Genomic DNA, 25,896 nt, shown 5'->3' on the forward strand with positions numbered 1-25,896 from the left:
AGACAAGGCAATAGAATTGAGAGTGAATAATTATATTGTTAAATGTAGGATTTTACGCCCGTAAAAAAATAGCTCTACAATTGTTAAAAAATATCGCAACGAAATAAATGTTCCCGAAAAGGAACACAGTTGACAACTATACCTTATCCCCCAAGTCTTTTTATTCCGCGGATAGCACTCGAACCATAAAAAGAATGACCAATCCTCAACTTGTAGTATCTGAAATTGCAAAATTCTTTTGCAAACACTTTGGGACTTTGAAATTTAGCTGAACCTTTACATAGCACAGTTAAATTAAAGCTGATAAATAATATTTGGATTATGCGCATAAACAGAACCATATTTCTCCAGTATATCCTGCACCAATCATTTGTGGAGTATTTGGGCTTGCGGGAATTCTCCTAACAGGAGTATTCACTATGGAGGCGGGCAAACTTGCTTCCCGTGAGATTACGGAAACCAGAAATAAGGATGGTTCGGCAACGAAAAGATCAATAGAGGTTTTTAAGTAAGAAATACTAAACATAAAAACCTGATAAATAAATGAAAAACTTTAAAAAATTTTCCTTCAGTTATTTGTTTCAATGGTCAACCGTATAAGAAACAAAAAGCAAATACCGACTTATGAAGCCTAGCTTTCCCCAACAGTATGACGCTGTTGAACAACATCCCATATCATTCCTGAAGGATAAAAAAATATTCTTTTGGAATCCAGGAAAGGCAACACAGTCAAGAATCCCCCTGACGCTTTAACTCCGCCTGTTCCTATTTTTGATAAAGCCATAAAGATCCTCGACTATCAACTTTAACGTCGACAATGTTGCGAGTTCATCCCAGGAATATCTTCCAGACAAAATGTTTTCATGTACAAATTGGGCCAATTTTGATTTATAGGCGGAGGAAAGTGTCCCCCCGGTCCTTGCCATTATCTGGACGGGCTTTTTATTGCGCATAACACCAGAAAAGATCTTTCCAAGCTTTGAGCTATGTTTGATCGGGAAAATCCCCTCAAGCGACCCCGGATCACATTTCACGGCTTCCAAAAGAAAATCTTTCAATATACTGTCTGGTAAAAGATTCTCTATTTCAGGCAGATCGGTTTTTCTGTACATAAAATTTTCATCCTGTCTCTCTTCATACTTGACATGTTTTGCAGAATCAAAATCTGAATCTGCCAGTAAAAACACATTTGAATTGATAAAGTACGCTGCGATATTATTCTCGGAACTGCTGTCAAAATCATAGTGCACCAGGTTCTTTCCTCCATATTCGACAAAACTAAAATCGTAGCCCTCGCTCGGCGCATAACTTCCTGATGCTAACTGCTGGACAAATGCATGTAAAAACGCCCGGAGGTAAAAACGATCGGTCACCCCTTCCACCCAGACACTACAATTGGTGATCAGTACCGAGGTATTCATTACACCTAAAAGCTCAAGCGTCTTGTACTGATTTTGATCAAAATAGGCAATATTGGAAGCATTCTCATCTCTTTTTGAGAACACGAATATTCCCGTACCACTTCCTGAAAGAAAGGATTCAGAAAGGATATGGTTGGAATGTGTATTAATGAAATAACGGAGATTCTTTGCCTTTAAGTATTCATTTTGCGTAATTGCCTTGACAAAAATATTCTGAAATCCTGGATGCAGGTGATTTTCCGGCTCATCGATATATATCCATTTTCCATCCTCCGCCGTAAATATGGGAAATAGCAGATTGATGATGCTCTGCACCCCCTCGCCCAGATCATACATGGGAATGTCCTCAAGTTCATCCGGTAAACTTATCTTGATTACATCACTTCCCCCACTTCGTGCCCTGTAGGCAATAATATGGATGTCGTCCGAGTCAAAAAATGTCTGACCGATAAATTTTTCGAAGGCGTGAAAATTCCGGATCTCATCCCTATTACCATTCCTTGCATAATTGATGTTCTGGTAAAGCTTTAACCCAGTCTCAATCTGGAGAATAGCTTTTGTTCCCTTAAAATAATTGTCCCTAAGGATATCTTCAAAAACGTCACTCGAAGATACCCCGGTAAGTTGCCGGGAACTGCGCAACGCAGGAATATAAATATTCTGGCTGTTGTACTTCGACCAGCTTAGATCATCAATCGCCTTAGTCCAGTCCAGCACCTCTTCCAATCTGGACTGCACTTCATCCAACTTATCCAAAGGCACTGAAATCCCCATTGCAGGCATTGAGGGGCCTAAATCTCGCAATTGAGAGGCTGGATAGGAATTGAAGTGAACTACCTTATTACCATTGTTCCTAAAATGCGCATACATATAAATCGCCGATCGTAGTATTGTATCAAGCTGTTTAACCTTTCTGACAATTGTTTCGAATGTTTTTCCTTCAGTAAAACTTAGCAATTCCTCAGAGATCGAATTTACTAAAACCATAATCTCCTGATAAGTTACGATCCGGTTATGTTTCTTGAAGTCACCTAAAAAATCATTAACCTGGTTTCCATCATCAGACTGTCCATGAAATGTTTGAAACTGGATCATACCCTGAGGGTAATGTTTGTCGCAGAACTCAATATCAGATAGAATTTCATCTTTTTTGGAAAGCACCACGTTGATATCGGATTTGGATTCGATGAGTATCTTGTGTCCGATATTGATTATTGACCTCAAAAACCTGCTTTTTCGGGTATTATTTGCACCAACTATGATATTTATATTCTGTAGGCCAGATAAAAATGAAACAGGAACATTACCGGCATAAAACTCGTGGATTTTCCCAGCTTGTTCTTCAGTATTGATTAATCGTAAGTTGACCATTTAAAATAGAGTCATTAATTTTTCGATGAAGCTAAAGAATTTCTGTTAAAAATCTTCACTGGAAAGTAAATCAGAAATAATATATCCAGGATGCAATTCTTTTTTGCGGATATTTTAGGGCTGCAGCATCGTTTTGAGAAGTTAGGTAGCTGTCAACGAGACTGATGAAACGCAAATCATATCCAGACTATTAGCTCAGAATTAATTGTTTGGTTACTAAATCACTGATTTGCAATTCTGATATTTATGGATAAATTTGGTTCACTACAATCGCTCTCCGATTGGACGTTAAAAGAAAATGGATCCAAAAAAGAAAATATCGCCGCAAGCCATACTTGCACTCAGTAATATTTCTTAATTGAGTAGTCAACCAAGGTGAAGACGACTAAAATGTCTCGAAAAATTTTGTATCTGTTTCTTTCATAATCTTTAAAAAAATCAGCAAATTAGGCTAGCATAATCAAACTGCTAAATCGTTAACGATGAAAGAACTTCTCATTTTAAGATTATTCAACTGCGACAATGGACTCACAATAACTATAACAGATCCCCAGCAGAAAATTTCCAAGGTGTCTCCTATTTGGTTTGAAGGAGATCCAAAGCTTGATCTAGAGCTCATCCTTCAGGAAGTGGCGATTAGTGAATCTCCAACAGCTCCCTACTCTTTCTATATAACTGGATGGAGCACAAGGATGACAAAAGCGAAATTCTATTTCTATCTAGAACAAAGAATTATTGACGTTGGTGGATCGGTAGTGGAAAACAATATTATCGGTAAATTCTACGCACACTCTCTCATAACCAATAAACTTGATAGTTCTCCTGTATTTAACGATGCATATATTCTGTTTAATTTTAATTATTGTCATAAATTCTGGGACAGTAGTGGTTATCAATATAAGCTGAATATAAACAACATAAAAGAAGACTTCAATATCTTAACCAATTATAATTCTAATGACTTCCTAAAAACAGCTGATCTGATATACTACAATCAGATTCCAAGTGTTATTAGGTTGCTAAGAAAAGATGATTTCCCCCCGCACCAACTAGACTTTACGGATAAACTTGTTAAAGGAAATAATAAGGTTTTATTCACTTGCAATCAATATGGAGATAGCTCCGCAGATACAACAACGAATGTAGGAATTGGAAAAACTTGGTTTACATTATTTCGTTATGGCGATTCAATGATATGCAATGTTGAATATTATGCAATGACGGTAGGTTATTTTTTGGCATACGAGAGCTATTTAATCAAATCATAATACGCCAAAAAAAACATCCTTCTTAATTCAGAATCAAATACTTCTAATAAAGCTGCGCTAAAAAGAAAAGTAGCTTGAAAAAAAAACTAACGGCCTTTCGGAAGTACGATCTTTGATGCTTTCCATTGTATAGGCTCATCTTTGGCTTTTTCAATGCTATAGAATGGCCTGGTTCCCAGTACAATTGCTTCGAGTATCACCACATGGCCTGTTGGAACACAGGTAAATGCCGAAAAACGTGTTCCTTCCTCTGGTGAGATATTTAACAACCTGTTACCAGCTTCGGGCTGCCATGTTTGGTCATGTTGTAAGGTTCTGTTTATACCCACCGGTCTGATCAGAACCGGGTTGGTGCTGGCAGCATGGATTGCCATTTCGTCGGGTACACCCGGACAGGTTTTAACGTTAATCACAATATCTTTAAGCCACACGCTGTCTGTACGGCCTTTTGATAATAGTACGTGGACAGCTAAATAGTCGAGCCCATTTTCACCAGTGATTCTTTCGGTTTCCAGATCGACCGTCAGGTTGATAATAAGCCAGCCTGTAAATAGTTTATATATGAAAAACCAGAATGCCGCGTATAAAGCGATGACCTTGAAGACAGTTTCCAGATCATTGAATTGATCGGTCTTGTCTATGAACAAGCATACAATGCCCAATAGAAAAACAAGTGGAATGAAAAATATCAGAATGGCGCTGATTGATCTCGAATTTAGTTTCATGAGTGATTGGTTAAAAGTTATTGGCAGCATTGATTACTATTACAAGATACTAATAATCAACCTAAATGACTTTGGTTTAGATGGTAATAACCTATGCTGGTGGAACGAAATTAAAAACTGACTTCTTATTAGAAATTTAATTCGTTAAGAATTCTAAAGGCGTCATTTTTATCAGATTAAAGAAAATGTATCTTCAGTTCAAAACAAAAACCCAATTGGCAATTGAACATGTCCGCCAGTCCGGGAACGCTCAGTACAGGAACAAGGTTTCCAGGCCCAGATGCGGAAAGAAGCCCAAGCTCCCTCGGCAAGACCTCTCCACCACAAAAGCTGCCGGAAAGATCAAATATCAGCCTGGTAAAGAGCCATATACGGAATAACCACCGGCTGCCCATGAAAAACAAAGCGCCCAGAAAAAGACCGATCGCAAATCCAATAAAATTTCGATCTTCACCTCAATGAGGACATTCTGAACCTTACCTGCTCCATCGGGGAAACTGCTCCCGCGCCAAACATCGAATACAGCGAGCAAAAAGATCAGCCGCCATGCCAGATCAAGGCAAACCATCTAATTCAGGCATCATCTATGTTTTGCAACTTCTAGGTTTTCCGGACTTTGTCTTGGCAGCTTCCTTTTCCTGATTATACTGACAATGAACCACACACACATTGCAGAAAAGACAATGGTAAAAAACATCCTATATTCGTATATTACACTTTTAGGTGCTTGGGACCAGGGTAGCGCTACAAGGAGCGCCATAAGAACAGCGGAGAAAAAATCTGATTTGTCGACGCCCTTATTCACATAGATCTCGTCCAGTCCTTTTCGGATCTTCCTCTCGATGTCATCGTAGGTATCGTTGTAAGGAGCCGAATCGGCCGGTGATGCTTCTTTCAGACGCTTAAAGATTTCCAGATCGTCTTTCAGTTTGGCCCTCCGGCCCGCTGAGCGGAAATTGACAATGGCGATAATCGCAGAGCTGATAGCTGCAAACGCAGAGATAAGTTTGGAATAATCGGTGGGTTCTATCATTTTGAAGGTATTTAGATTTGGTATACACGGTTTCAGTACGCTGAATAAATTTAATCTGATTAGCTTCGCCATCTCTCCGGTTAGGGAGGGATGCATCACTATACAGCTGTTATGTAGTAATTTTGCTTAACGATTACGACTGATAACGGCCACGGGAACTATTTCTTTCCCGAATCTCCGGAATAGGCTTTGAGTACCTCTGAAACCATATTCGTCGACATAATGGTGGATGCTGTTCCTCACCTCTTGTTCAATATCATCACTAATGGTCTGCACCCAATACCTAAGATAGGGCTCAAGTTCCTTTTCGCTAATGAGCCCTGCCTCAATATATTGTTCAAATACCTCAAAGTAATTCAGGAAACAATCGAAATGGTCGCGGATCGCCACCTCTACCGGAGTAAAGCGCCGCTTTGTGGTGTGGGACTGCAGGGCAGACCGTAAGCCCCCCCTGGTCACCTTGGCAAAGCGCTCCGCGTAGACAGGGCTCTCGGGAAACAGCTCGACATACCTTGAGCCCCAGTCGAGCATGTACATGGTATTGCGGACCAGTTTATCCGCATTAAACTCCTTGGCCTGCGCGGCCACAAATTCGTTCCGTTTCCACTTTTGGTCTTTTCCATATCGCTTTAGGCCGATCAGAAAAAGGTAGAAGGCTCCGATGCCGCCTAAAAGCTTTAAGATAAACTCCAGTAAAGGAAGCAGTTCTGTGTTGTTCGATTCGATAGCCAACATATTTGGGTTGAGTTAAGGTAACGTTGTCTGCTTAAGGCTGGCCAACTTTGCATTCTGATCCATCAATGTCTCCCATAATGTGTGTTATAGGTGTCCACACGTGGGACACCTTGGCCGTGCGATGCGAGAGAACCTACCACTGGACACAGAACAATCCCATTTTTTAAACAGCCCAGGCCGCAATCCTTAGATCCAGGCTGGATCGTTCCATTCTACCTTCGATTTTTTCCATAGCCGGCGCAGATTCCAGACTTAAAGGAACACATGTGCACCGCTTGGGCCATCGCCCTGACCATCGCCGTGGACATGCTGCAGCTCGGACAGCGGCATTTTACTCGGCAACGCCTTGCCGTCCACGCCGTGGAAGAATTCGTCATAGTAGCCACCACTGCTATAGACCGCATGGTAGCGGTTCCATACAAGCACATGTTGCATCCGCGACAGGGCAGCTATGGAAACATCAGCGACCTGTGTCGCCGGAAGCCCCAAAAGCCTATGGACTTCATCTGCGCCTTCGGATTTGTTCAAATCATTGATCGCCCTTTGATAGCGCCCCCAGCCGTACATCGTTCGTTTAACCTCGGCCATTACCGCAAAGCAAAACCTGCCGAACTCCAAGATCGCTCCCGCATCCCCTCCCTGTGCGAAAGCTTCGAAGGCGGACTTCTCCACCCCAGTGCGATAGTCCTCGAAGGATAGCGTATTCACCTGCCCATCCCTGAGCCCTACCAGATACCGCTCGTTGGTATAATCTACTCCAATCGACCTGAACACACCATCCAGACCGTAACTGGCGATCGCCACCTTGACCAGGGCGACCGACGCGCAGTTTCCACCCCCGCCAATACGCCTGGGGAAGGGAAGGGCCACTGTTCCCTGCTTGAAGGCATCAAAGATCTGCTCCGGTGAAAAACGCTTTCCATGGAAATCCCCGGCGTTAATAGCCGCTATCAGTTCATTTATTTCTGTCATACTATAATATCTTAAAGCCTTAACATACGATCATCTTGGCATAACAGAGGGCTTCTTCCCCCTACCAAGCCCAAAAAACCCTAACCCGGTTCCGAGTCCAAAATGGCCCAGGTCTTGGGTCCCACGATCCCATCGGCAACAAGCCCTCTCCCCGCCTGGAAGGCACGAACGGCAGCTTCGGTCTTGGGGCCAAAGAATCCATCAGGCTCTACACCCAATTTTCCCTGCAGCTGTCTGACCAGTGTAGGGTCATTAGCGGTCCCACGCCGCAACGTGCCCCTTTGCATCGCACCAGGTTCGGACTTTGGAATGAGTATGGGTGAAGGTGCCCGGCCCTGCAGAATATCCTCAACAGCCGCCCTAAAGCCCACCATATCAAAATTGGGATCATTCTTTATCCCCTTGGGCAGCCGGTACTCCTTGTGTCCGGCACAAAACTCCGCTCCCTTTCCCAGGTGCCGCAAAATTGCCGCAACCCCGCGCCTATAGGCATCCATCTGGACTTCGCTCCAAGATTCGGTCCGCTCGTCGCCGGTATTTTCCGCTTCGATCCCGATGAAATGTGAATTTCCCGCCGTAATACCTTTCCAGTTTCCAGGACCGGCATGGTTGCAGATCCCGGCAGCGATGATATAGAACGTACCGTCCCGGCCCAGTCCCAGTTGGGCCAATGGGCCGGAAAGCGGGTTCTTCCCCGTCCTTCCGTGGATCAGGGTATGCAGCGAAGGCATATTCCCCTTAAGAGTCGTCGTTGCGGTATGGTGGCAAAGCACACCCTCTATGCTCCCCATCTTCCCCTTCCCCAGGGTTTTCCATCCAGGACACTCGGCGACCTTCAGTCCCGCCGCCTTGAGCACATCCGGTAACCAGTTTAATGAATCGCTCATGGTTCCACCCCTCCTTTCGATGCGGGAAGATCCTCATCGGGCGTATCGTCCCCGCTCTGTATCCCGCAGCAGTCCCCATGCTCCTCTATTGCGCCACCGGCCTCTGGCAGTGGCGCAGGCCCAGTACCGAGAATGATCGTCGGCGTCGCCGCCTTATTGTCCTTTGAGCCCTCCTCGCCACTTTTTTCATTGGGTTTGACCGTAGACCTGATCACCATGAATTTATTGAGCAGATCAAACCAGAACGGCGCACCCAAAGTTGCCGCCAATGCGGTGATGAGCCAACCGAAAATCGATTTCAACACGGCTACGGCCACCGTGGAGCCTTTCATCTCTGGAAATTCAAAAGAAAAGTCCGTAGCCTTCCAACCTATGGGAAGTGCAAGTTCCCCTAACTGACGGTTCGCCAGTTCATAGGATAGTTTCATGCTTGCGGAATCTGCCGAAACGGACGAAGCCTTTTCCACCAGCACCTTCCTGGCGGTATCATTACTGGAGAGATAATCGACAATGGTGATCGTATTGACGTTCAGCAGCACCGCCACCGACAGACCGATCCAAAAGATCACCCACTGGGTCGAACGTTTGTACCATCCCGAAATGCGGTCCATACTTCCCTCGAACCAGCTCTCCAGGTTGTCCTGGGCAACCTGGATGTCCCCTTGGGCCAGATCTATGGCATTGAGCAGGATCCGCTGCACCTGTGGGTTCCCGATATTGGAGATATTGGAACGCATCTCAGCTAGAGAAAGTACCGGCGTACTTTCACTGTTGTTCAGCGCGATGTCCTTGCCGTTGGCGGCAATGTCCATCATTGCCCGGGCAAAGTTTTTCGCCGGAATGTAAGAAGGCAGGTTCCCCCCCCTTGCAAAAAGATCAAGGGAAGCATTGTTGCCGGCTGTATATGGCCCGTTGAACAATCCCGAAATCAGTGGATGCCCGTAAAGGGTCGAGGCGAGCCCGGCTCCCCCAGGATCGGCCAGCAGTTGCCGTAGTCCCTGTTCCAAATAGGCGGCACGTGTCTTAAATTTTGCCTCTATCCCCTCCCGGATAGCGGTGCAGATGGTACTGACTACCATAAAGACCAATATCAGGCCAATGGCGATTTCGATGGTGTTGGATCCGAACATAGTTAGAGCGTTATAAAGAATATATTAGTCAAAAATTTAAAAGGGCCGCTGGACATTCCCGGCTGCGATCAGCGCGCTGTTAAGACTTATCCCGTCAAGTTTTAATAGTCTCGCGACAACCGACAACTACTGACCGATCTTGCAGGCAAGGCCCGGACCATCAAATTACAGGATATCCAGCGGATCTACCACTTCGATGACAAAGGGATTTTTTTCACTTGTGTCCTTGGACAGGTCCAACGAAAGCGCCGTGCCTTTCGTTGCCGAGAACTCCCGGTATTTGCTGAATTTTTTCCTGAACCTGACCAAAGCAAAGAATACCGGCACATTGCTCGACCAGTCCTTGATGAACGAAGCCTCTTTGTACCTCGATATCTTCAGGTCTAGACTCGCATCAATGTCCCGTACAACTTGTCCGGCGGGCACCAGCCCATTGACCTTTCCACCGACCTCAAGACTCGCTGTCTTACTATTGGACTGCATGATAAGTGCCCTTGCAGCGGTAGTGACCGAAACCACTACAAAATAGTCGCTCCACTCAAGGGTCCCCTGGTGCGGCACGAGCTTTGCCTCCAGACCAATGATGCTCTTAAAGCGCTGCTCCCTGCAATCAATTGCCGAAAGATAGGTCGAGCCCACCTTGCTAAACCCAATGGTAAGATTTCCCTTACCGACCGAACCCTGCGTGAGATCGGCTTCGAAACTAACGCTCACCGCACCTTTGCTTGCATATACATACGAATCCAGTGAGTCTACCGGCTCGTGCTCCGTCTCCAGCACTACGCCCAGGTCAGAGAGGTTGCCGTAAATGGAAAACTCCCCAAAAGGTTTTGGCACCCCGAAGATGTTCCGGTAGTCAAATTTGATGATATCTCCCGGCTTCACGCTTGAGCCGGGCATGTAGACAGCATTCTGGCGAAGCTGCGTTGCGATTTCCTTGCAGTAGTCGATAGCTAATGACATGATGTTTGGTTGGTTAAAATTTGTCTTCAACGAAAATTTTCGCACGGTTAAAAACTAAAAAACCTGAAAATATCGCCGTTTTCCTACGTCCAGCGCTAGCAGGGACGAACAGAGACATAAGATAGCCAAAGACAACAGCCGGGAAAAATATTTGGTACCAAACCCGCCTGTTTTGTTACAAAGGATACCTTTCCCCATTACAAAGACAGGACTTGTCCCAGTCGACAATTTTAGGTAAACTTGTATCGCTAAACACCTCTCCTTATGCCTCTTAAATGCGTCATCATAGACAACCAGCAATATGCTGTGGATGCCCTTTCCGGCTACATCGACCGAATGTCCGTACTTACGCTGCATTCAACCTACACCGACCCGTTATTAGCGCTCAGCGAAATCGACAGCGCCATGCAGATAGATTTCATCTTTATGGACATTGAGATGCCCGGCATCAGCGGCATAGACCTGGCCAAAAGCCTTCGCCCCATGACCAGGTTCTTGGTTTTCAGCACCAACCATCCGCACTATGCAGTAGAGGCCTTCGAAGTACGGGCCAGCCAGTTTTTGCTCAAGCCCTACACCTTTTCTCATTTCGCACTAAAGGTGCAGGACCTGATCAACAGCCGCCAATTCGGCACGGACATACCGACTAAATCCAGCAGCACCACTCACCGGTTCATCAAGGGAGAGGGCAAGAACAGTTTTATATCGATCGACACCGCAGACATTTCCCATCTCAAGGCCGACCGGAACTATGTAGAAATCTATACCCGTGACAAAAACGGACCGCAGGTACTTCGACTGGGCATCAATCAAGCGCAGGCACAATTGGGCTCACATGACTTCATACGGATCAACAAGTCCATACTCGCCGCCAAACAGCAGATCGCACGGATAGAGGGAAATACCGTCACCATGTCCAACGGAACGAAGTTTTTTATCGGTCCGAGTTACCGACGGACATTTATCGAATTTTTAGAGCATAGGCTTTTGCGTTAACGGCCAGAGGCCAAATTAAAAAAATCGGAAGTAGAACAATCATTTGAGCAAAATACTATTATATTAGTAACCAATAAAGGATAACTAATTATTATCATGCTTCTTCAATTAACTTCTGCTCTTCCTGAAATTGACAAGACCATTCTTGACTACCTCGATGCCGTAGGAAAAATAATTGTCATCTTAGGACTGCCATTGGCCTATATTCAATATAGGAGAACCAAAAAAAAGGAGAAAAGAGATCGGGAATACGGAACATATAATGCCCTCGATGAAAAATATCTGGAGTTTCAGAAACTTTGTTTGGAGCACCCTTATCTAAATATATTCGATATTCCAGATAAAAACCCAAAAAAATTGGATGAAAAACAGCAAAAGGAAGAACTTATCCTCTTAACGATGCTGTTTTCGATTTTTGAACGTGCCTATTTATTGTATTCTGACCAGTACTCTGAAATAAAAAAGAAGCAATGGATAGGCTGGGATTCTTATATTCGTTCCTATTGTGAAAGGGATAATTTTTTAAGGGCATGGGATATTAGTGGAAATACATTTGATACCGATTTTGAGCTATACATGAATGAGTATATCAGTAGTGGTAAAAAGTCTTCGACCGCTAAAAGTAGCTCTGAAAACTAACGCCTTCTGAACAAGTTTGGCATGTATCGGTGTAATCGATGAAAATTTCTTCACCTATTTGTATGTCGACGGACGTCGTCGAAAACTGGACAATACCTTGACTATCAAAATGATTTTTCGTATTAGGATTATCTGAGTGGTTAGTGAACCTAGCATTGTCTCCACATAAGTACCAACTTCCATTAATTTCTAAAAACCCATGATACATGACATAATCCTGCACAAGTTGATCAAACTTGGCCATTTGATCAATATCAAATATTCTATCAAATCTATCATTTCTTTTCCAATAGACTGTATCCTTGGGAATGAAGTTTTTGGCGAATAGACCGATGCCACGGCTAGGTGATTTTTCGAGAAACGTTGCGACAAGAAGCATGATAATAATTAGTTATCCTGCATTCATATTAGATAGCCATGGAAAAATCCATCCTCGGATGCTTGTCCCTCAAAATCTGCTTCTGCTTCTCACTGTTCACTTGGGTATAAATCTGCGTTGTGATGATCGAGCTGTGGCCCAAAAGGGATTGGATATACTTGATGTCAACGTCGTTCTCTAGTAGCAGGGTCGCAAAGGTGTGGCGGAACACATGGGGTGTAACCTTTTTATCTACCTTCGCGACCTTTGCAATCCCATCTATCATGTTCCTTATGGACTGATCTGAGAGTTTGTTATTTAGTCTATTTACCAAAAGATAACCGCCTGAGACCTTGATCCTCTCGTCAAACAGAGAAACATAGGTTCCTAACAACGCCAAGGCATCAGGATTGCATACCTGAACGACCCGCTCCTTGTTCCCTTTGCCCTTTAGCAGCAGAGCCCCTGATTTCAGATTTAAGTCCGTTTTTTTTAGATTAGCAATCTCCGATACCCTGGCCCCACTGGAGAACAACAGCTCTAGCACTGCTATGTTCCTTATACTTTCAAAATACGCATAAGATGTACGTGGCGCTTTGGAAACGAGCCTATAGGCCGCATCGAAGATCGAAGCAGCTTCGATCTTTGTTAATGCCTTTGGAAGAATAACGGGCTGTTTCAAACTCATTTTCAGCCGTCTAACCGGGTTGACCAAAATCAAATCCTCATCTTCTAAATAATTGAACATCGCTTTCAGTGTAGCCACCTTCCTTTTTACCGTTCTTACCTTCCAAGAGGAAATCTCCCTTATGTAATGTTTTAGCTCGGTTTTGGAAATCTGCTCCACATTAACTGGATATTTTTGGGTTTCGATAAAAGCGTAGAACTGAAGCAGATCAATCCTATAAAAATAAATAGTCTTCTCGCTTAAGTTTTTCTCGTAGCGGCAGTACTGCAGAAAAGTGTTGACTGCTTGGTTCAATGTGGTCATGGGCTCAAAATTTAATTGGAGCGAAAAGTCGTTCTTTCCAGCTCACCAACCAAATAATTTTGAACCCAGCTCTAGTTAACATTTTCTAATAGGGATCCATAATCAATATTCGATTGACTTAACAAAAGCATTTATCCGCATTGCGTTCGAGGTTCTTACCCAAGGCATCCAAGTTGCTGTTCTTGTAAATTTCAACCCACCGTCTGTCATTCTTTTACAGAACTCGCTTTCTGCAGCCGTAACCTTACAGTAAGCTGTAGATGTTTCGTCGGGTTTATAATATGTATTATTCAAAATGATGGTTTTGAAGCGATCCAGGGAGCAACGCCAGATTCTGTCAGGTAACCAAAAACATCATGTTTGTTTTTCACTTCGTTAAAGCACGGGTATACAAAGGAGCCCCATAAAGCGTCCCATTTTGCCCCGCCGTTTGATCCTTGGCAGTTCCAAGCAAATAATATCATAATTAAAAACAAAAAGCCAGCTTTTGACTGGCCTTGATATATTTGATCTGCTTCTCATTAACTTGTTGGTGGGGAGCGGTTAGTTTAACCTAATTCAGCAATGATTAACAACCTTAGATCGAGGATGAATATTGCTTTTCCAAATTGCTCAAAATATTGTTGGTCGTTGGCATCTGGCCTGACAGGTATTTCTCAACATCAGCAATTGCGGTTGTGTTGCCGTCTATTGTTTTTATCACTTTTGCCTCCGTTTTTTGGGAGCATGCCATTACCGGATAAAAAGCCGCCAGAAAAAGCTGTAGGATCACAAAGCCAAAAGCTTTAACCTTTCCTATTGTTTGATCCACATGAGTTGACTTAAGTTCAGCACCGATATTTTTGAATTTTTGTCCGTGAGAAAATTATAATTGACCTCATGCCCATTCAGCCCGCTTGACTTTAACGAATTATTGCCTGAAAAAATCAATGGCTGCAGCGGTAAAACATCCGCGAGGTAGGTAGAGTACAATTTACCATCCTTTAAATACAATTTGATGCTGTCCGCGCCGCCCACCAGCGAATACGTTCCTACATACTGGTTGGGATCGGTAACCGGTTGTTCGGCAAACAGTGGCAATATCAAACTGGAGACATATTCATTGATCCTGTTAAAGTCAAAATCGGTCACATTGGTCAGTACAGCCCAGCCCAGTTCCAGTTTAGGGTGAATCACAATTTCAGTACGCGCACCGAGCATCGCCCCTTCGTGCTTCACGTAAGGATAAGAACGTTGCCAACCGATACCAAGTGATTGCATCATCCTGATGGATTTTTCTGAAAGTACGCCGTTTTCTGTATTAAACTGTGCACTGATGAATTTGGCCAGATCTGTTGCTGTTGAATATATTCCGCCCGCCGGTGCCATCGCATTTGCATCATAATCGGGGGTTTTAATGAATTTCTGCGCTTCATTTGAGTAAGAATATCCTGTTGCCAACACCTTATCCTGATCGCTGACGGTGCCGAACCCGGTATTATTAAGATGGAGGGGTCCGCAGATCCTAGTTAAAACAGCCTCCTGGTAACTTGTTTTTGCCGCTCTGCCCAAGCCGAGACCAAGTAGTGCATAGCCCATGTTGGAATATTGACGCGAATCCTGGGGCTTTAATTCGTATTCAGGATATTCTCTTTTGGCCAATCTTAATGATTTTAGAAATCCATCCATAGAAGGCGCCTTGATGGAGGCCATTTCCCTGTTGGTAAGCATCCAGGTGTCCGCCTGCTTAGCAAACCCAACATCCGCCTGCGAATTTCTCGGGAGCCCGGAACTGTGTGTGGCCAGTTCTAAAAAAGTGGTTTTACCAGGTTTGCCTTCAATATCCGTAATCCTGTATTCCGGAACAAATTTCCCGACATCACCATCCAGTTTTATAATCCCCTTTTCCCACAAGTTCATGGCCAGTGTCGCTGTGAATAGCTTAGTGATCGACTGAATCTGATATTTGGTATCTACGCTTGCCGGAACCTTCTTCTCCAGATCGGCATATCCCGATGCCTCACTGAAAATCACCGTTCCTTTGTGGACAACTATCAATACCAAACCTGGCGAGTGGTAACGGTCCTGAAATCCTTTAACACCTGCTTTCAATTGACTGCTGATTGAGTCACTGAGCGTTGTTTGTGCCGATAGGGCATTACTGCCAAGTAGTAATGCCAACAGCAAAATTGATCTGTAACGTTTAATGGCCATAGCTAATTTTTTTTCACAAAGGTATCCTGCTAACCTAAAAATAATCTCGCCAGGCCAACGTCAATATTACGCCATCTTTATGCCAACTCCCCTTAATATCGTTTAAATGATATTGGGAATAAACGGGATAGGGTCTTTGCCCATATTTAGCCGGGCAGCAGCTAACATTGTAACCAGCAGGTGTGAAAATAGCAGCACCAGGTATATCCAGATAAATAAGGGGATTTCCAGTACTTCTCCGACATGCAAAAAACAATAGTCAATCAATGGCGTAAAGATCAATATGAATAGCGTGGCTACTGACCATATGATCTGAAGACTCAGCATTTTCTGGGCAGTGGCCCGGTCGTTCGGGAAAACAAACTTTTTTTTAAAGATCAGATAGGTTCCGGTCACCACCACTACATTTAAAAATGGGAATAAGAGCACAGAAAGTGAGCTAAGGTTAATATACTTCAGGTATCTGTCCGGGGGAACGGACCCGATAACCTCCTGAAATGCCCTGGATCCCTCATGATCTGAACTTTGCGAAAGACTATTCGTTTCAATACCGAGCGTTTCGCACAATGTCCGTATGACGTATGGGCTACCCGGTGATTCATTTTTTTCGACCCTTTGTACAGTCCTCAAAGAAATTCCGGAACGGTCGGCAAGCTCCTTTTGTGACCAGTGTTTTGCAAGCCTATGTTCCTTAAAGTTTTTTTGTAGCATTTCAGAAAGAGCTAAATAAATAATGCACACGTATCTCCGGACAAGCTTTCAGTTCTTTATCCCTTTGAAGTCGTTTTTTAAGTTTCGGGCCGGCACCAAATTCAGTTGTCATATACGTATCCTATAGCTAATATACAGTAGCAAAAAGGATTACCCAAATTGGCGTGCTTCAAAACAACACCCAAGAATTAAATGCATTGATATAAAAGTACACCAGTGTGTACATTTTGGTTAAAATATACACATCAAAAGATACACATAAAGTTGGATTAAGATTATTTTTCAGGCTTGTTCTTATTCAGGTAACCACACCCATACATCTCGTAAATCTTTGATAGTGGAAACTCTGGACTTTCTTTCTGGGTAAGTCTACGCTGATACTTTTTCTTAAAGTCCATACTAAGTGGGTCTGTAACGGAACCACCACCCAATGTCTGGGCATTTTGGATCCCCCACGCTCTTGCCTGTTACTATTCGTATTTGATGGCCTTTACAGGATCAGATTTCGCGGCATTGATGGCCTGGTAACTCACGGTCAGGAAGGCTATTAAAGTGATCGAGATTGCCGATAAGCCCATGATCCAACCATTGATCCTAATGTGAAAATCAAACTTCATCAGCCAACTGTCCATTAAATACCAGGTAAGCGGCGCCGCGATAACTATCGAGATCAGTACTAGTCGGATAAAACTCCAGATCAGCAGTCGTACAATGTTTACGTTGCTTGCCCCCAGAACCTTGCGAATCCCGATTTCTTTGGTACGCAATTCTGCACTATAAGCAGACAGGCCCAGCAGCCTCAAGCATGAGATGAATATTGACAACCCGCCGAAGATATTAGACAGTATGGACAAAGTCCGCTCCCTCTCAAATTTTTGCTGATATAGGGCATCTACAAACTTAACTTCCACAGGATATACCGGGTTGAGTTCTTTAGTAATCTTGTTAACTGTTGCCAGCGCGTCCGCGGTTTTCCTGTTCGGATTTAGCCGCACGGTAATTAGATCTGGAATAAAAGATACCCAGGCAATCACCATAGGCATTTCTCTTTTACTCGGATCCGCCCAGATGATGTCTTTAAATACCCCTACTACTGTTCTTTGAATGACAGCAAAGAATATCCGTTTTACCCGATAAAGGATCAAATTTAAAGTTTTGCTGTTGCAGATCGGAAATCTCGATTGCCTTTTGACCTGGAAAGACCTCGAACATTTTAGCAGTCAAAACTTTTCCCGGTGAGACGAAAGAAGGTACCTTGTCCTGCCCAATGGAATCCAGGGGTCTTTTGAGTCCGAGAAAGTGTGCCATATGGCTTTCTTCGGCGCTAAAATAATTGTTGCAAATATCACATTCGAAATCAGAAATGCCGTAATTCATTTCGAAAAGCTTGGAAATAACGTGTGGATCAGATCTAAAGCTCACCTGCGGCATAACTCCGCCACAAAACCGGCAAGACATATCCGTCCTATGCTTTCTTTTGGGTTTTTCATTTGCCTCTGGAGGAAGGTAAAGCTTCTGTATTTCATAAACAGAAGTGAAAATTTTCCATTTCTTCTGCAAGCTTGGTAAAGGTCTGAAATTGGAAAGAGGCTGGCATAATCTAAGCTGGGTTTAACAAAATAGCTTTTCAATAGTTTTGTGCATAATATTTCTTAATTATTTTGGATTCATGGTCAAACCCGTTTTCCGTTAAGAGTTGCTCCAGTTGCTTTTTTTAAGTTTTTAACAGCAAAAGGACTTTCTTATCAGGATACCCCATTATCGCAGTTCGGAAAAAACGAAAAGAAAACCTGCAGAAAAAAGAAAACTTAGTTTTCTATTGCATCAATCTTTCTAATAGGTCTTTCCAGCCACTTAATAAAAAGGCCTACAGTAGCATATAATGGTTAAAATTAAAGAGGTAGCGTAAAATAAAAGGTCGATCCTGATCCGATTTCACTTTCAACCCATATCGTCCCCTTATGCAGATATACAATTTCTCGGCTAAGGTACAATCCGATCCCAAATCCGGACACATATCTTGCATCAGGGCTTTCCACACGATAATAACGGTCAAATAGCTTGTCCTGGTCCTTCGGGTTGATACCTATACCTTCATCCCTAATGCTTACCGTTACTGTGCTGCTGTCTGCAGAACAGTTGATATGTATTGGCATGCCCGGATCAGAATATTTGATTGCATTATTGACAAGGTTTAACAAAACGTGTTCAATTTTCTCCCTATCCATTAGCAAGGAAATATCATCGTAATCACTAACTAAAATCCTAACACCTGGATGGATTTGATTAACATCAAAAACAACATCTTTGATGAGGGATGACATAGCTACTTCTGTTAGATTTAAGTTCAATTTGCCCGATTCGAGCCTGGACAGATTTAAAAAGTCATTAATCATCCTGGTCATTTTAACAACCTGCTTGCCAGCCTGTTTTAATAAACTATCGTCTTGTTCGCTCTTTCCTGCCTTTCGTTCAAGGATCTGAAGACAGGCCAAAAGTGAGGTAAGCGGAGTTTTAAGCTCATGACTTGCCATAGCAATGAAGTCATTTCTGAGCTGTTCCTCATGCTTTTTATCGGTAATATCCAGTACAGAACCGATAAACCGTACAGGTCTGTCATCGCCGTCGAAATAAACTTTGCCTTTAGCTCTTACCCATCGAACTTTATTGTCTTGAACTCCGACAGTTCTGTATTCGACATCATAATTGCCATTACTCTCTTCCTTATTGAATAAGGATGTGATTACGGCCTGTATCCTTTCCCGGTCATCCGGATGTAGGCCGGTAAGGAAATCCTTGTCATAGGTAACCTCCGAATCATGACTAATGCCGAATAATTCACGACAGCGTTGGTCCCATTCCATGGTACCGGTTTTCAGGTCCATATCAAAGGTACCTAGTTGTGCTGCCAGTTTTGACAGGCTGACTTGATCATAGGCGCGCTCCAGTTCCTTAAGGGCAATAACTTGTTCACTCACATCAATTGCTGACACAATAATTGCGGATACCTCGGCTTTTTCATTAAAAACCGGATTTAAAAAGATACGCGCATAATTTTCTTTTTGGCCTTCTGGTGCATTTAATGGATATGCCACTTCATATTGCTTTTTTATACCCGTCTTGAAAACAGTATTAAGTAAAGCTAAACGCTGAGTATACAGATCAGGAAATGCATCGGTCAATTTTTTACCTATCCAGTAATCTAAACTTGTACTTTAGGTTCCTGATTGGTAATGTTTACCCCAGAGTTTAAGCATTTGTGGATTGGCAGCATCTATTATCAGGTCCTTTCCCACTAATAGCGTTTTGGCTATAGGGGACTGCTCTATTAGTCCGCGGTACTTTGTCTCGCTTGCGACGAGGCCTTCGGTTCTTTCGGCTACCAGTTTTTCTAATTTTCGCTGAATATGTATTTTTTCCCGCTCTTGTCCGATACGTTCTGTAATGTCATTTGTTGTTACCAATAAGTACTTAGGCTTTGGCCCATCCCCACCGACAGGCATTATTTCTAATTGCCACCATTTCTCTACCGTCCCTTTACCTTCGGGTGCACTCATGTCGTAACGGAATGGCGGCATGAGTACCGTCTTATTTGTCTCCTGTGCTTCGGTTAAGGCTTCGCTGAGCAGCACTCCTCCATTGCCTCCGGATTCGTTCGGATCGAATATTTCCCAAACAGATTTCCCTGAGATATCGCGCCCGGTAAGGTTGGTGACGGCCTTGTGCGCATCATTACTCGTTAAAATTGTAAAGAAAGGAGCATCTGCCAAGACGATAATCCGGGGGACAGGCGAATTAAAAAGTGCTTGAAAAAGTGGGTTGGTAAACAGGTGTTTCATAATGTTCGCTAAAGATACTCATTGGGCTACGATAATGTTGGGTTTTTCAATACAATATAAACGGTAGCCAAGGAAACGGAATAACTGGAGGGGTCCCATTTATGGGGAGGAAACCGTTTATGCCGTCCCTTTTGATTGGAAGAGTGTAGTGGGTGGCCGCAGTATCTTGGCTGCCTTTTTATCCATTTCTTATGAAAAACTTTTTCATTCCAATTCCCATTTTAGAAAAACCAGATTAAAATATTATCGATAAGAATGACGCATGTTTACCGGGCGGAGGGCTACATTGGAATAATAAAGAATGAATAACGTGATTAGTGAAGGTTTTACAGGATAAAAAATAGCTATATAAAAAGAGTTGGTTCTGCTTATGTATCCCTGACAATGTATCCCTGGAAAAATACCATAATAAAAAAGTGGTAAATTTTATTTTTACCCTATAAATATTTAACTTTTTGCAGGTTACATAACAAAAAATTAATATACACTATGTTGTGATATGTGTTATTTTAGACAACCAAATCAGATAATGAAATTACCATTATACACAACCATTTTAATGGTATGCCTCATCATCACGGGGCTATCCTGTAAGAAAAAAAGTGATAACCCTATCGCCAATACTTTCGGATGCCTGGTTAATGGCATGGCATTTTTACCAATGGCCGCTGGCGTCAGTGGTAGAGAACCTTTAAACTTTTCGTATGGAGTTGAAAGTGGTAAACATAGCCTTATTATCAGCGTAGAAAATAGTAGATCGAAGAGCTCAGCCTATATTCGTCTGTTCATTACTGCAGCAGTGATTAAGCAGGGTGAAGAATACACCTTGGTAAAAGGTAATCCAAAGGACGATACCCCTTATGCGTATTATAATTATAGCGGTGCTAAAGAGTCTTATGGTACTGACTATAATACAAATAATCAGTCGATAGGAAAAATACACTTGACCTATCTTGATGAGAAGATTGCTTCCTGAACGTTTTGGTTCGATGCAGTAAGCGATAATGGGGATAAAGTGGAAGTGAGAGAAGGAAGGTTTGATCTCCGGCTTAGAAATTAGTAGGCTCAATATTACCGGTAGGGTCGCCTTGATGTAGGATATAAAAACTAATATTAATTAATCATGAGAAAATTAGCAAAATCGAAAAATCGTCATTATTTAAAGAAATTAACATTGTTCATTGTTTGTCTAATTTCCATAATGATCTGTGCACAGTGTAAAAAAGGCCGAAATCTTGATCCAGATGGTTTGCCAAAAGCTACTCAAATTGGGGCAATGGTATTTGCATGTAAGATTAATGGTCAAAACTGGGTAAGCAAAATGTCTCGTGACAATACTGGCGGCGGTCTTCAAGGTGATACGCTAGCAGTTCATGGAACAAATTATCCTGAGGGCGCCCCCTTTGAAATTTTATCGATTGTCATCAAAGGTTTAAACAGCCGGAGCACTTTTGCGCTCAACGAGCCCCAAAATCAATATGCTGAATTTATCAGCGAAAAAATTTGCTCAAATAGTACTACCGGTAACGATTTAAAAAGACTAAAATCAAGTGAAGGTGAATTAGTACTCACACGTATTGACCGTGACAAAAAGATTGTGTCAGGTACCTTCTGGTTTAATATTCCTACCGATAAATGTGGCAACCTGAAAATTACCGATGGCCGTTTCGATATACAGTATAACTAAATTTTATTAATAATCATGAAAAAATTAACGCTTCTCTTATTAACATTTTTTTGCTGCATTTGTACCTATGCTCAGCAAGACACCTTAACCTACTACGGTAAATCTAATTATTACTTTGAAAAATTAGACAAAAGCCAGATCACATCGGGTTTGATGAGTGATTATGGAATTGAATTTTTGGATTTGGAGAGCTATAATGGCGCGACAAACAATACCGGTAATTTCGTTGGCCTTCAAGAATTGCGTTTGCTTTATGCGAGTTTATATAGCTCGCAAATTAATGGCAACGCAAATCTGCAACCTCTGGAAAATGTAAATTCCATACTTTCTAACAACATTGCACTAAACAAACCTATTACATTTGCCGTCCTGCTTTACAATTACCAAAACATGAGGACAGATGCGGTGAGTGCCAATTTAATTACCGTTAGCAACGACCAAATGTATGATGTGCCAGGACGGCAGCAAAGCCCCTACAAAACCAACCAGGTCTTTGCTGCCGCCCCGATAAGGCAGGCCGTTACCTTAGGAAATAATCAGATACTGTTTAAATCTGATTTATTTTATAGTAATAGTGGTAAGACATTGCAAAGTGCAGCTGTTGATATTGGTGAAACAGGATCTTACCAAACTGTGCAGTTAAATTCTCCTTCCACCGTTAATTTTACTCAAACGGGCTTTGTATCCATTGCTATCAGGATGACATTCTCTGACGGAACGATTTGTAACGGACATACCAAGGTTTTGGTTTATCCGTTACCAGATTCTTCAACCAGCAATACCGCAAGCAAAAACACTGGCAACCAAACACAAAGATTTGGTTTAGGCAGAACTGTTACGAAGGAGACCGTTGTGGCAACAAAGAGCTATCTCGGCAAGCAGGGTAAGGGAGACATTACGATACAATTATCTCAGAATAATTATACCGGACAAATACGCAAACCCTTGATAGTTGTAGAAGGGTTTGACATGGATAACACCTATGAATTCGAGGACTGGGCAAGAAGTACGCTGATTGACCAAAGCGGCAATAACCCGCCACAATATATCAGTTTAAATGACGATCTGGATAATAATAAAGAGTATGATCTAATCTTTCTAAATTTTGAGGATGCGACTGATTATATTCAGAGAAATGCTTTTCTGCTGGAAAAGGTTATCGAGATCGTCAATAGTAGGAAAACTACGTACAATGGTGTAAGGCAGGATAATGTTGTTTTAGGTTTAAGTATGGGTGGTTTGGTTACACGCTATGGTCTGCGAGATATGGAAATTAGCAATCTTGCCCATGAAACCCGTTTGTTTATCAGTCATGATACACCGCACCAAGGTGCAAATGTACCTGTAGGTGCACAGGCTGCTGTTCAGCACTTGGGCGCTTTTAAGATTGTTAATACATCTTCCAATTTTCCTTACATTAAATGGGTAGATATGTTTCCTGATTTGGCAACATCAAACGATGCCTTTAATACGCCTGCAGCGAAGCAAATGATTATACAGCGCTACGCGCTTAATCCATTTAACTACACGCTTTCTGCTGATAATGGAACCTACAATAATTTTTTTAATGAGATTAATAATTTGGGCTGGCCAACCAACACCAAAAATATTTTGTTGAGTAATGGTACATGCAATGGTACACAGATCTTTCAGGCTGGTGAAAGAATTTTTGAGCTGATCGGTGAGCGCCCAATGAGTTATGGGGGTAATTTATGGCGGTCTTTTGCAATGAGTAGTTTAGCCTGGGTTACTCCAGCAATTGTGTATGGAGGAAACGTTAACCCAGCGGTATTGCTTGTACAATTCCCACTAAGTCTCATTAGTACCAAGTCGGCGGTTAATCTTGATTTCAGACTTAATGCTGTTCCATCATCAGGTACTGCTGAACTGTATCGGGGAGATGTCTATATAAAAAGGAAGTTGGTTTGGTTCATTAATTCCAATAGCTATATCATGAAAACACGGGTTCAATCTATCCAGGGTATGAAGCCTTTGGATAATGCTCCAGGGGGCGTTTATGATATGAATACATTTGGTGTCAATCCCAGTGTAATTTCCTCACAGTTACCAGATTTTTTTCAAGGCATACAAGCTGTAATAAAACAACCTAGATTTTGCTTTGTTCCCACTGTAAGTTCATTGTCAATATCCAATCCATGGCAAAATTTAAATCAGAACTTATGTTCAACTGTCAACTGTTCTAACCCAAGTACTGTTAGAAACTTTTTTGCTCAACAGGCTAACCAATTGCATATATCTTACAGCCAACCATCTGCTAATTGGATTTTGCAATGGCAAGAACCGGGATACGACTGCATCAAGTTTTGTAAAAGTTCACTCGGTATTACGGGGCCGCCTAATGTTTGTAATAGTTCAACTTATAGCATCTCTAACCTGCCTTCGGGTGTAAATATTAACTGGAGCATCAACGGAATTGGCGCACAGATTGAATCAAGCACCAATAATAGTGTTACTGTGAACAAAGTAGATAATGGCGGTAAATTTAAGATCATAGCATCCTTGCAAACTTCATGTGAAACGTTTAGCACAGAAACTGCCGAAATGGATAATACTGTTCCACAAGGTTATGTATCATATGCCAATGCCTACTGCGAAGAAGGGTGTGCTATGAATAAACTTTGCTCTAATATAGGTCCTTACAGCGAAGCCAAAAACACACTTACTTATCAGCTTACTGACATAACTTCATATCCGGTGCGGGTTAATTACAGAATTTATGGTCTTGATTATATCAGTCCGACTTACCATTTTAAAGCATATTTGAGTAGTGGATATCAGTACATAACCACTGATCTTCCTCCTAATGAATGTTCTATAAGCGTTTGGATCAGTAATCAAAATTGCGAAGATTTTCCTGCTTTAGCAGAAGAAGTGTATGAAATTTCTTCTGAGGTTGTGAACTGCGGGAGCAGCTATAGGTTTGTTACCTATCCAAACCCAGCCAGTAATACAATGACTATAACGCAAAACAACCAGGAAGCCGGCAGGGCTGAGGCGGAGCTAACGAGCAAGATGTCTTTTTCCATACTGTTGCTTAATGTGAGAGGCCAGGTTTTAAGGTCAGCAGAATCCAGAGATGGAAATGATATTGTAATATCTACTGATAAAATAATGGATGGTAACTATTTCCTTCATATTATACAGGGGAAGGATAAGCATAAAAAACAGGTTGTTATAAAGCATTAACCAGCCAATAACAAAATATTTAATGAGCTGCTTATTTACAGCTCATTATTTATTATTAGAATGGCAAGATATCCCAAATATTGCCGTAAATGAAGATTTGAATTAGATACAACTTTTCTATTGGGCTTTTGAAACTGAAGAAGATGAGGAATTTGGTTTATAATAAGCAAAACGGATTATTGCTGTGAACTAAAAACCCAATGGCTACAATATGACCCTATCCACAAGTTATATGAGCAGATCAATTAGTTCACCACCATCCAGTAATTATTGCATCAGGGATTGAAGCGGCATACTCCTGCAAAGGAGATACAGCGAAAAAACCGGTCTTCTGGGATGCCATAGATGAATCCTATATGATGTAAGACACAGGTGCTGACAGAAGCAAAATTTACTTTATACGATCAGGCGAGAATTAAAAGTTGCTGATTATTAAATAGAAAGTGAGATCATTGACGGTAAATTTTATTTACTTTTATGTTGAGAGCGTGAATAAGCGGGAGATTAATCCATAGGGTTTCTTCTGCTATTTGCTAACTATTTCACAAGGGCTATTTTTCCACTCCCTAATCCATGAAATAATCCCTGATTTTTTTACGACTGATCCAGACGGGGCTGGAAAAACAGGTATAGATTATTGGTTAACACATTTTGCTATGGCAAAAGAAAATGATGGACTTTTTGGAAATCAATAGAATTATTAAACTTCTCTAACTAGTGGCTGAAAATTTTCTAATTTACCATTTACGATATGAAGATTTGAGGTAATT

At 42.2% G+C, this 25,896-nt stretch carries 23 protein-coding genes; 6 read left to right on the top strand and 17 right to left on the bottom strand.

What is annotated here, in order from left to right:
• Positions 1–749 precede the first annotated feature (749 nt).
• A complete protein-coding gene (locus ACUN24_RS20520) occupies positions 750–2,792 on the bottom strand; it encodes an ATP-dependent nuclease (protein ID WP_445564202.1) in 2,043 nt (680 codons plus the stop codon).
• Between the two features lie 482 nt (positions 2,793–3,274).
• Here ACUN24_RS20520 and ACUN24_RS20525 point away from each other — a divergent pair, with 482 nt between their 5' ends.
• Positions 3,275–4,060: a hypothetical protein gene (locus ACUN24_RS20525; protein WP_445564203.1), complete on the top strand. Its 786-nt coding sequence runs from the start codon at positions 3,275–3,277 to the stop codon at positions 4,058–4,060.
• An 86-nt stretch (positions 4,061–4,146) separates the two neighbouring features.
• Here ACUN24_RS20525 and ACUN24_RS20530 read toward each other — a convergent pair whose 3' ends face one another.
• The 7 genes from ACUN24_RS20530 to ACUN24_RS20560 form a co-directional block, all read right to left on the bottom strand.
• Positions 4,147–4,785 carry a hypothetical protein gene (locus ACUN24_RS20530; protein ID WP_445564204.1) on the bottom strand — a complete coding sequence of 213 codons (639 nt, stop codon included), beginning with the start codon at positions 4,783–4,785 and terminating at the stop codon, positions 4,147–4,149.
• A 580-nt stretch (positions 4,786–5,365) separates the two neighbouring features.
• Positions 5,366–5,818, bottom strand: a complete 453-nt coding sequence (locus tag ACUN24_RS20535) for a hypothetical protein (RefSeq protein WP_445564205.1) — start codon at positions 5,816–5,818, stop codon at positions 5,366–5,368.
• Positions 5,819–5,944: 126 nt separating this feature from the next.
• A complete protein-coding gene (locus tag ACUN24_RS20540) occupies positions 5,945–6,553 on the bottom strand; it encodes a hypothetical protein (RefSeq protein WP_445564206.1) in 609 nt (202 codons plus the stop codon).
• Between the two features lie 252 nt (positions 6,554–6,805).
• Positions 6,806–7,525, bottom strand: a complete 720-nt coding sequence (locus ACUN24_RS20545) for a hypothetical protein (RefSeq protein WP_445564207.1) — start codon at positions 7,523–7,525, stop codon at positions 6,806–6,808.
• Positions 7,526–7,605: 80 nt separating this feature from the next.
• Entirely contained in the window at positions 7,606–8,412 is an 807-nt protein-coding gene (locus ACUN24_RS20550; RefSeq protein ID WP_445564208.1) for a peptidoglycan recognition protein family protein, read from the bottom strand.
• Positions 8,409–9,542, bottom strand: a complete 1,134-nt coding sequence (locus tag ACUN24_RS20555) for a hypothetical protein (protein ID WP_445564209.1) — start codon at positions 9,540–9,542, stop codon at positions 8,409–8,411. Before ACUN24_RS20555 ends, ACUN24_RS20550 begins: the two co-directional genes overlap by 4 nt.
• 165 nt (positions 9,543–9,707) lie before the next feature.
• Complete coding sequence (locus tag ACUN24_RS20560; protein ID WP_445564210.1) at positions 9,708–10,505, bottom strand: hypothetical protein; 798 nt, start codon at positions 10,503–10,505, stop codon at positions 9,708–9,710.
• A gap of 264 nt (positions 10,506–10,769) precedes the next feature.
• Here ACUN24_RS20560 and ACUN24_RS20565 point away from each other — a divergent pair, with 264 nt between their 5' ends.
• Both ACUN24_RS20565 and ACUN24_RS20570 read left to right on the top strand, forming a co-directional pair.
• Positions 10,770–11,501: a LytR/AlgR family response regulator transcription factor gene (locus ACUN24_RS20565; RefSeq protein ID WP_445564211.1), complete on the top strand. Its 732-nt coding sequence runs from the start codon at positions 10,770–10,772 to the stop codon at positions 11,499–11,501.
• 96 nt (positions 11,502–11,597) lie between these two features.
• The gene (locus tag ACUN24_RS20570) at positions 11,598–12,140 is read left to right on the top strand and encodes a hypothetical protein (RefSeq protein ID WP_445564212.1); all 543 of its coding nucleotides are present in this window, start codon (positions 11,598–11,600) and stop codon (positions 12,138–12,140) included.
• Here ACUN24_RS20570 and ACUN24_RS20575 read toward each other — a convergent pair.
• The 9 genes from ACUN24_RS20575 to ACUN24_RS20615 form a co-directional block, all read right to left on the bottom strand.
• Entirely contained in the window at positions 12,118–12,519 is a 402-nt protein-coding gene (locus ACUN24_RS20575; protein WP_445564213.1) for an SET domain-containing protein-lysine N-methyltransferase, read from the bottom strand. The genes ACUN24_RS20570 and ACUN24_RS20575 overlap by 23 nt on opposite strands.
• A 28-nt stretch (positions 12,520–12,547) precedes the next feature.
• Positions 12,548–13,489 (bottom strand): tyrosine-type recombinase/integrase, encoded by a 942-nt coding sequence (locus tag ACUN24_RS20580; RefSeq protein ID WP_445564214.1) that lies wholly within the window; start codon positions 13,487–13,489, stop codon positions 12,548–12,550.
• 577 nt (positions 13,490–14,066) lie between these two features.
• Complete coding sequence (locus ACUN24_RS20585) at positions 14,067–14,300, bottom strand: hypothetical protein (RefSeq protein ID WP_445564215.1); 234 nt, start codon at positions 14,298–14,300, stop codon at positions 14,067–14,069.
• Positions 14,285–15,682, bottom strand: a complete 1,398-nt coding sequence (locus ACUN24_RS20590) for a serine hydrolase domain-containing protein (RefSeq protein ID WP_445564216.1) — start codon at positions 15,680–15,682, stop codon at positions 14,285–14,287. Before ACUN24_RS20590 ends, ACUN24_RS20585 begins: the two co-directional genes overlap by 16 nt.
• 102 nt (positions 15,683–15,784) lie before the next feature.
• Positions 15,785–16,393 carry a helix-turn-helix domain-containing protein gene (locus ACUN24_RS20595; RefSeq protein ID WP_445564217.1) on the bottom strand — a complete coding sequence of 203 codons (609 nt, stop codon included), beginning with the start codon at positions 16,391–16,393 and terminating at the stop codon, positions 15,785–15,787.
• 470 nt (positions 16,394–16,863) lie between these two features.
• Positions 16,864–17,538, bottom strand: a complete 675-nt coding sequence (locus ACUN24_RS20600) for an ABC transporter permease (RefSeq protein ID WP_445564218.1) — start codon at positions 17,536–17,538, stop codon at positions 16,864–16,866.
• Positions 17,471–17,953, bottom strand: coding sequence for a hypothetical protein (locus ACUN24_RS20605; protein ID WP_445564219.1), 483 nt, complete (start codon positions 17,951–17,953; stop codon positions 17,471–17,473). The genes ACUN24_RS20600 and ACUN24_RS20605 overlap by 68 nt, the downstream gene beginning before the upstream one ends.
• 332 nt (positions 17,954–18,285) lie before the next feature.
• Complete coding sequence (locus tag ACUN24_RS20610; RefSeq protein WP_445564220.1) at positions 18,286–19,575, bottom strand: ATP-binding protein; 1,290 nt, start codon at positions 19,573–19,575, stop codon at positions 18,286–18,288.
• Positions 19,576–19,608: 33 nt separating this feature from the next.
• Complete coding sequence (locus ACUN24_RS20615; protein WP_445564221.1) at positions 19,609–20,163, bottom strand: hypothetical protein; 555 nt, start codon at positions 20,161–20,163, stop codon at positions 19,609–19,611.
• 598 nt (positions 20,164–20,761) lie between these two features.
• On the opposite strand from ACUN24_RS20615, the gene ACUN24_RS20620 reads away from it, so the two are divergent.
• The 3 genes from ACUN24_RS20620 (at position 20,762) to ACUN24_RS20630 (ending at position 25,126) form a co-directional block, all read left to right on the top strand.
• Positions 20,762–21,208 (top strand): hypothetical protein, encoded by a 447-nt coding sequence (locus tag ACUN24_RS20620; protein WP_445564222.1) that lies wholly within the window; start codon positions 20,762–20,764, stop codon positions 21,206–21,208.
• Between the two features lie 147 nt (positions 21,209–21,355).
• Entirely contained in the window at positions 21,356–21,919 is a 564-nt protein-coding gene (locus tag ACUN24_RS20625; RefSeq protein ID WP_445564223.1) for a DUF6252 family protein, read from the top strand.
• A 15-nt stretch (positions 21,920–21,934) separates the two neighbouring features.
• On the top strand, positions 21,935–25,126 hold the full coding sequence (locus ACUN24_RS20630) for a T9SS type A sorting domain-containing protein (protein ID WP_445564224.1): 3,192 nt from the start codon (positions 21,935–21,937) through the stop codon (positions 25,124–25,126).
• The last annotated feature ends 770 nt before the right edge of the window (positions 25,127–25,896 follow it).

This window comes from Pedobacter sp. WC2501 (genome assembly GCF_052682415.1).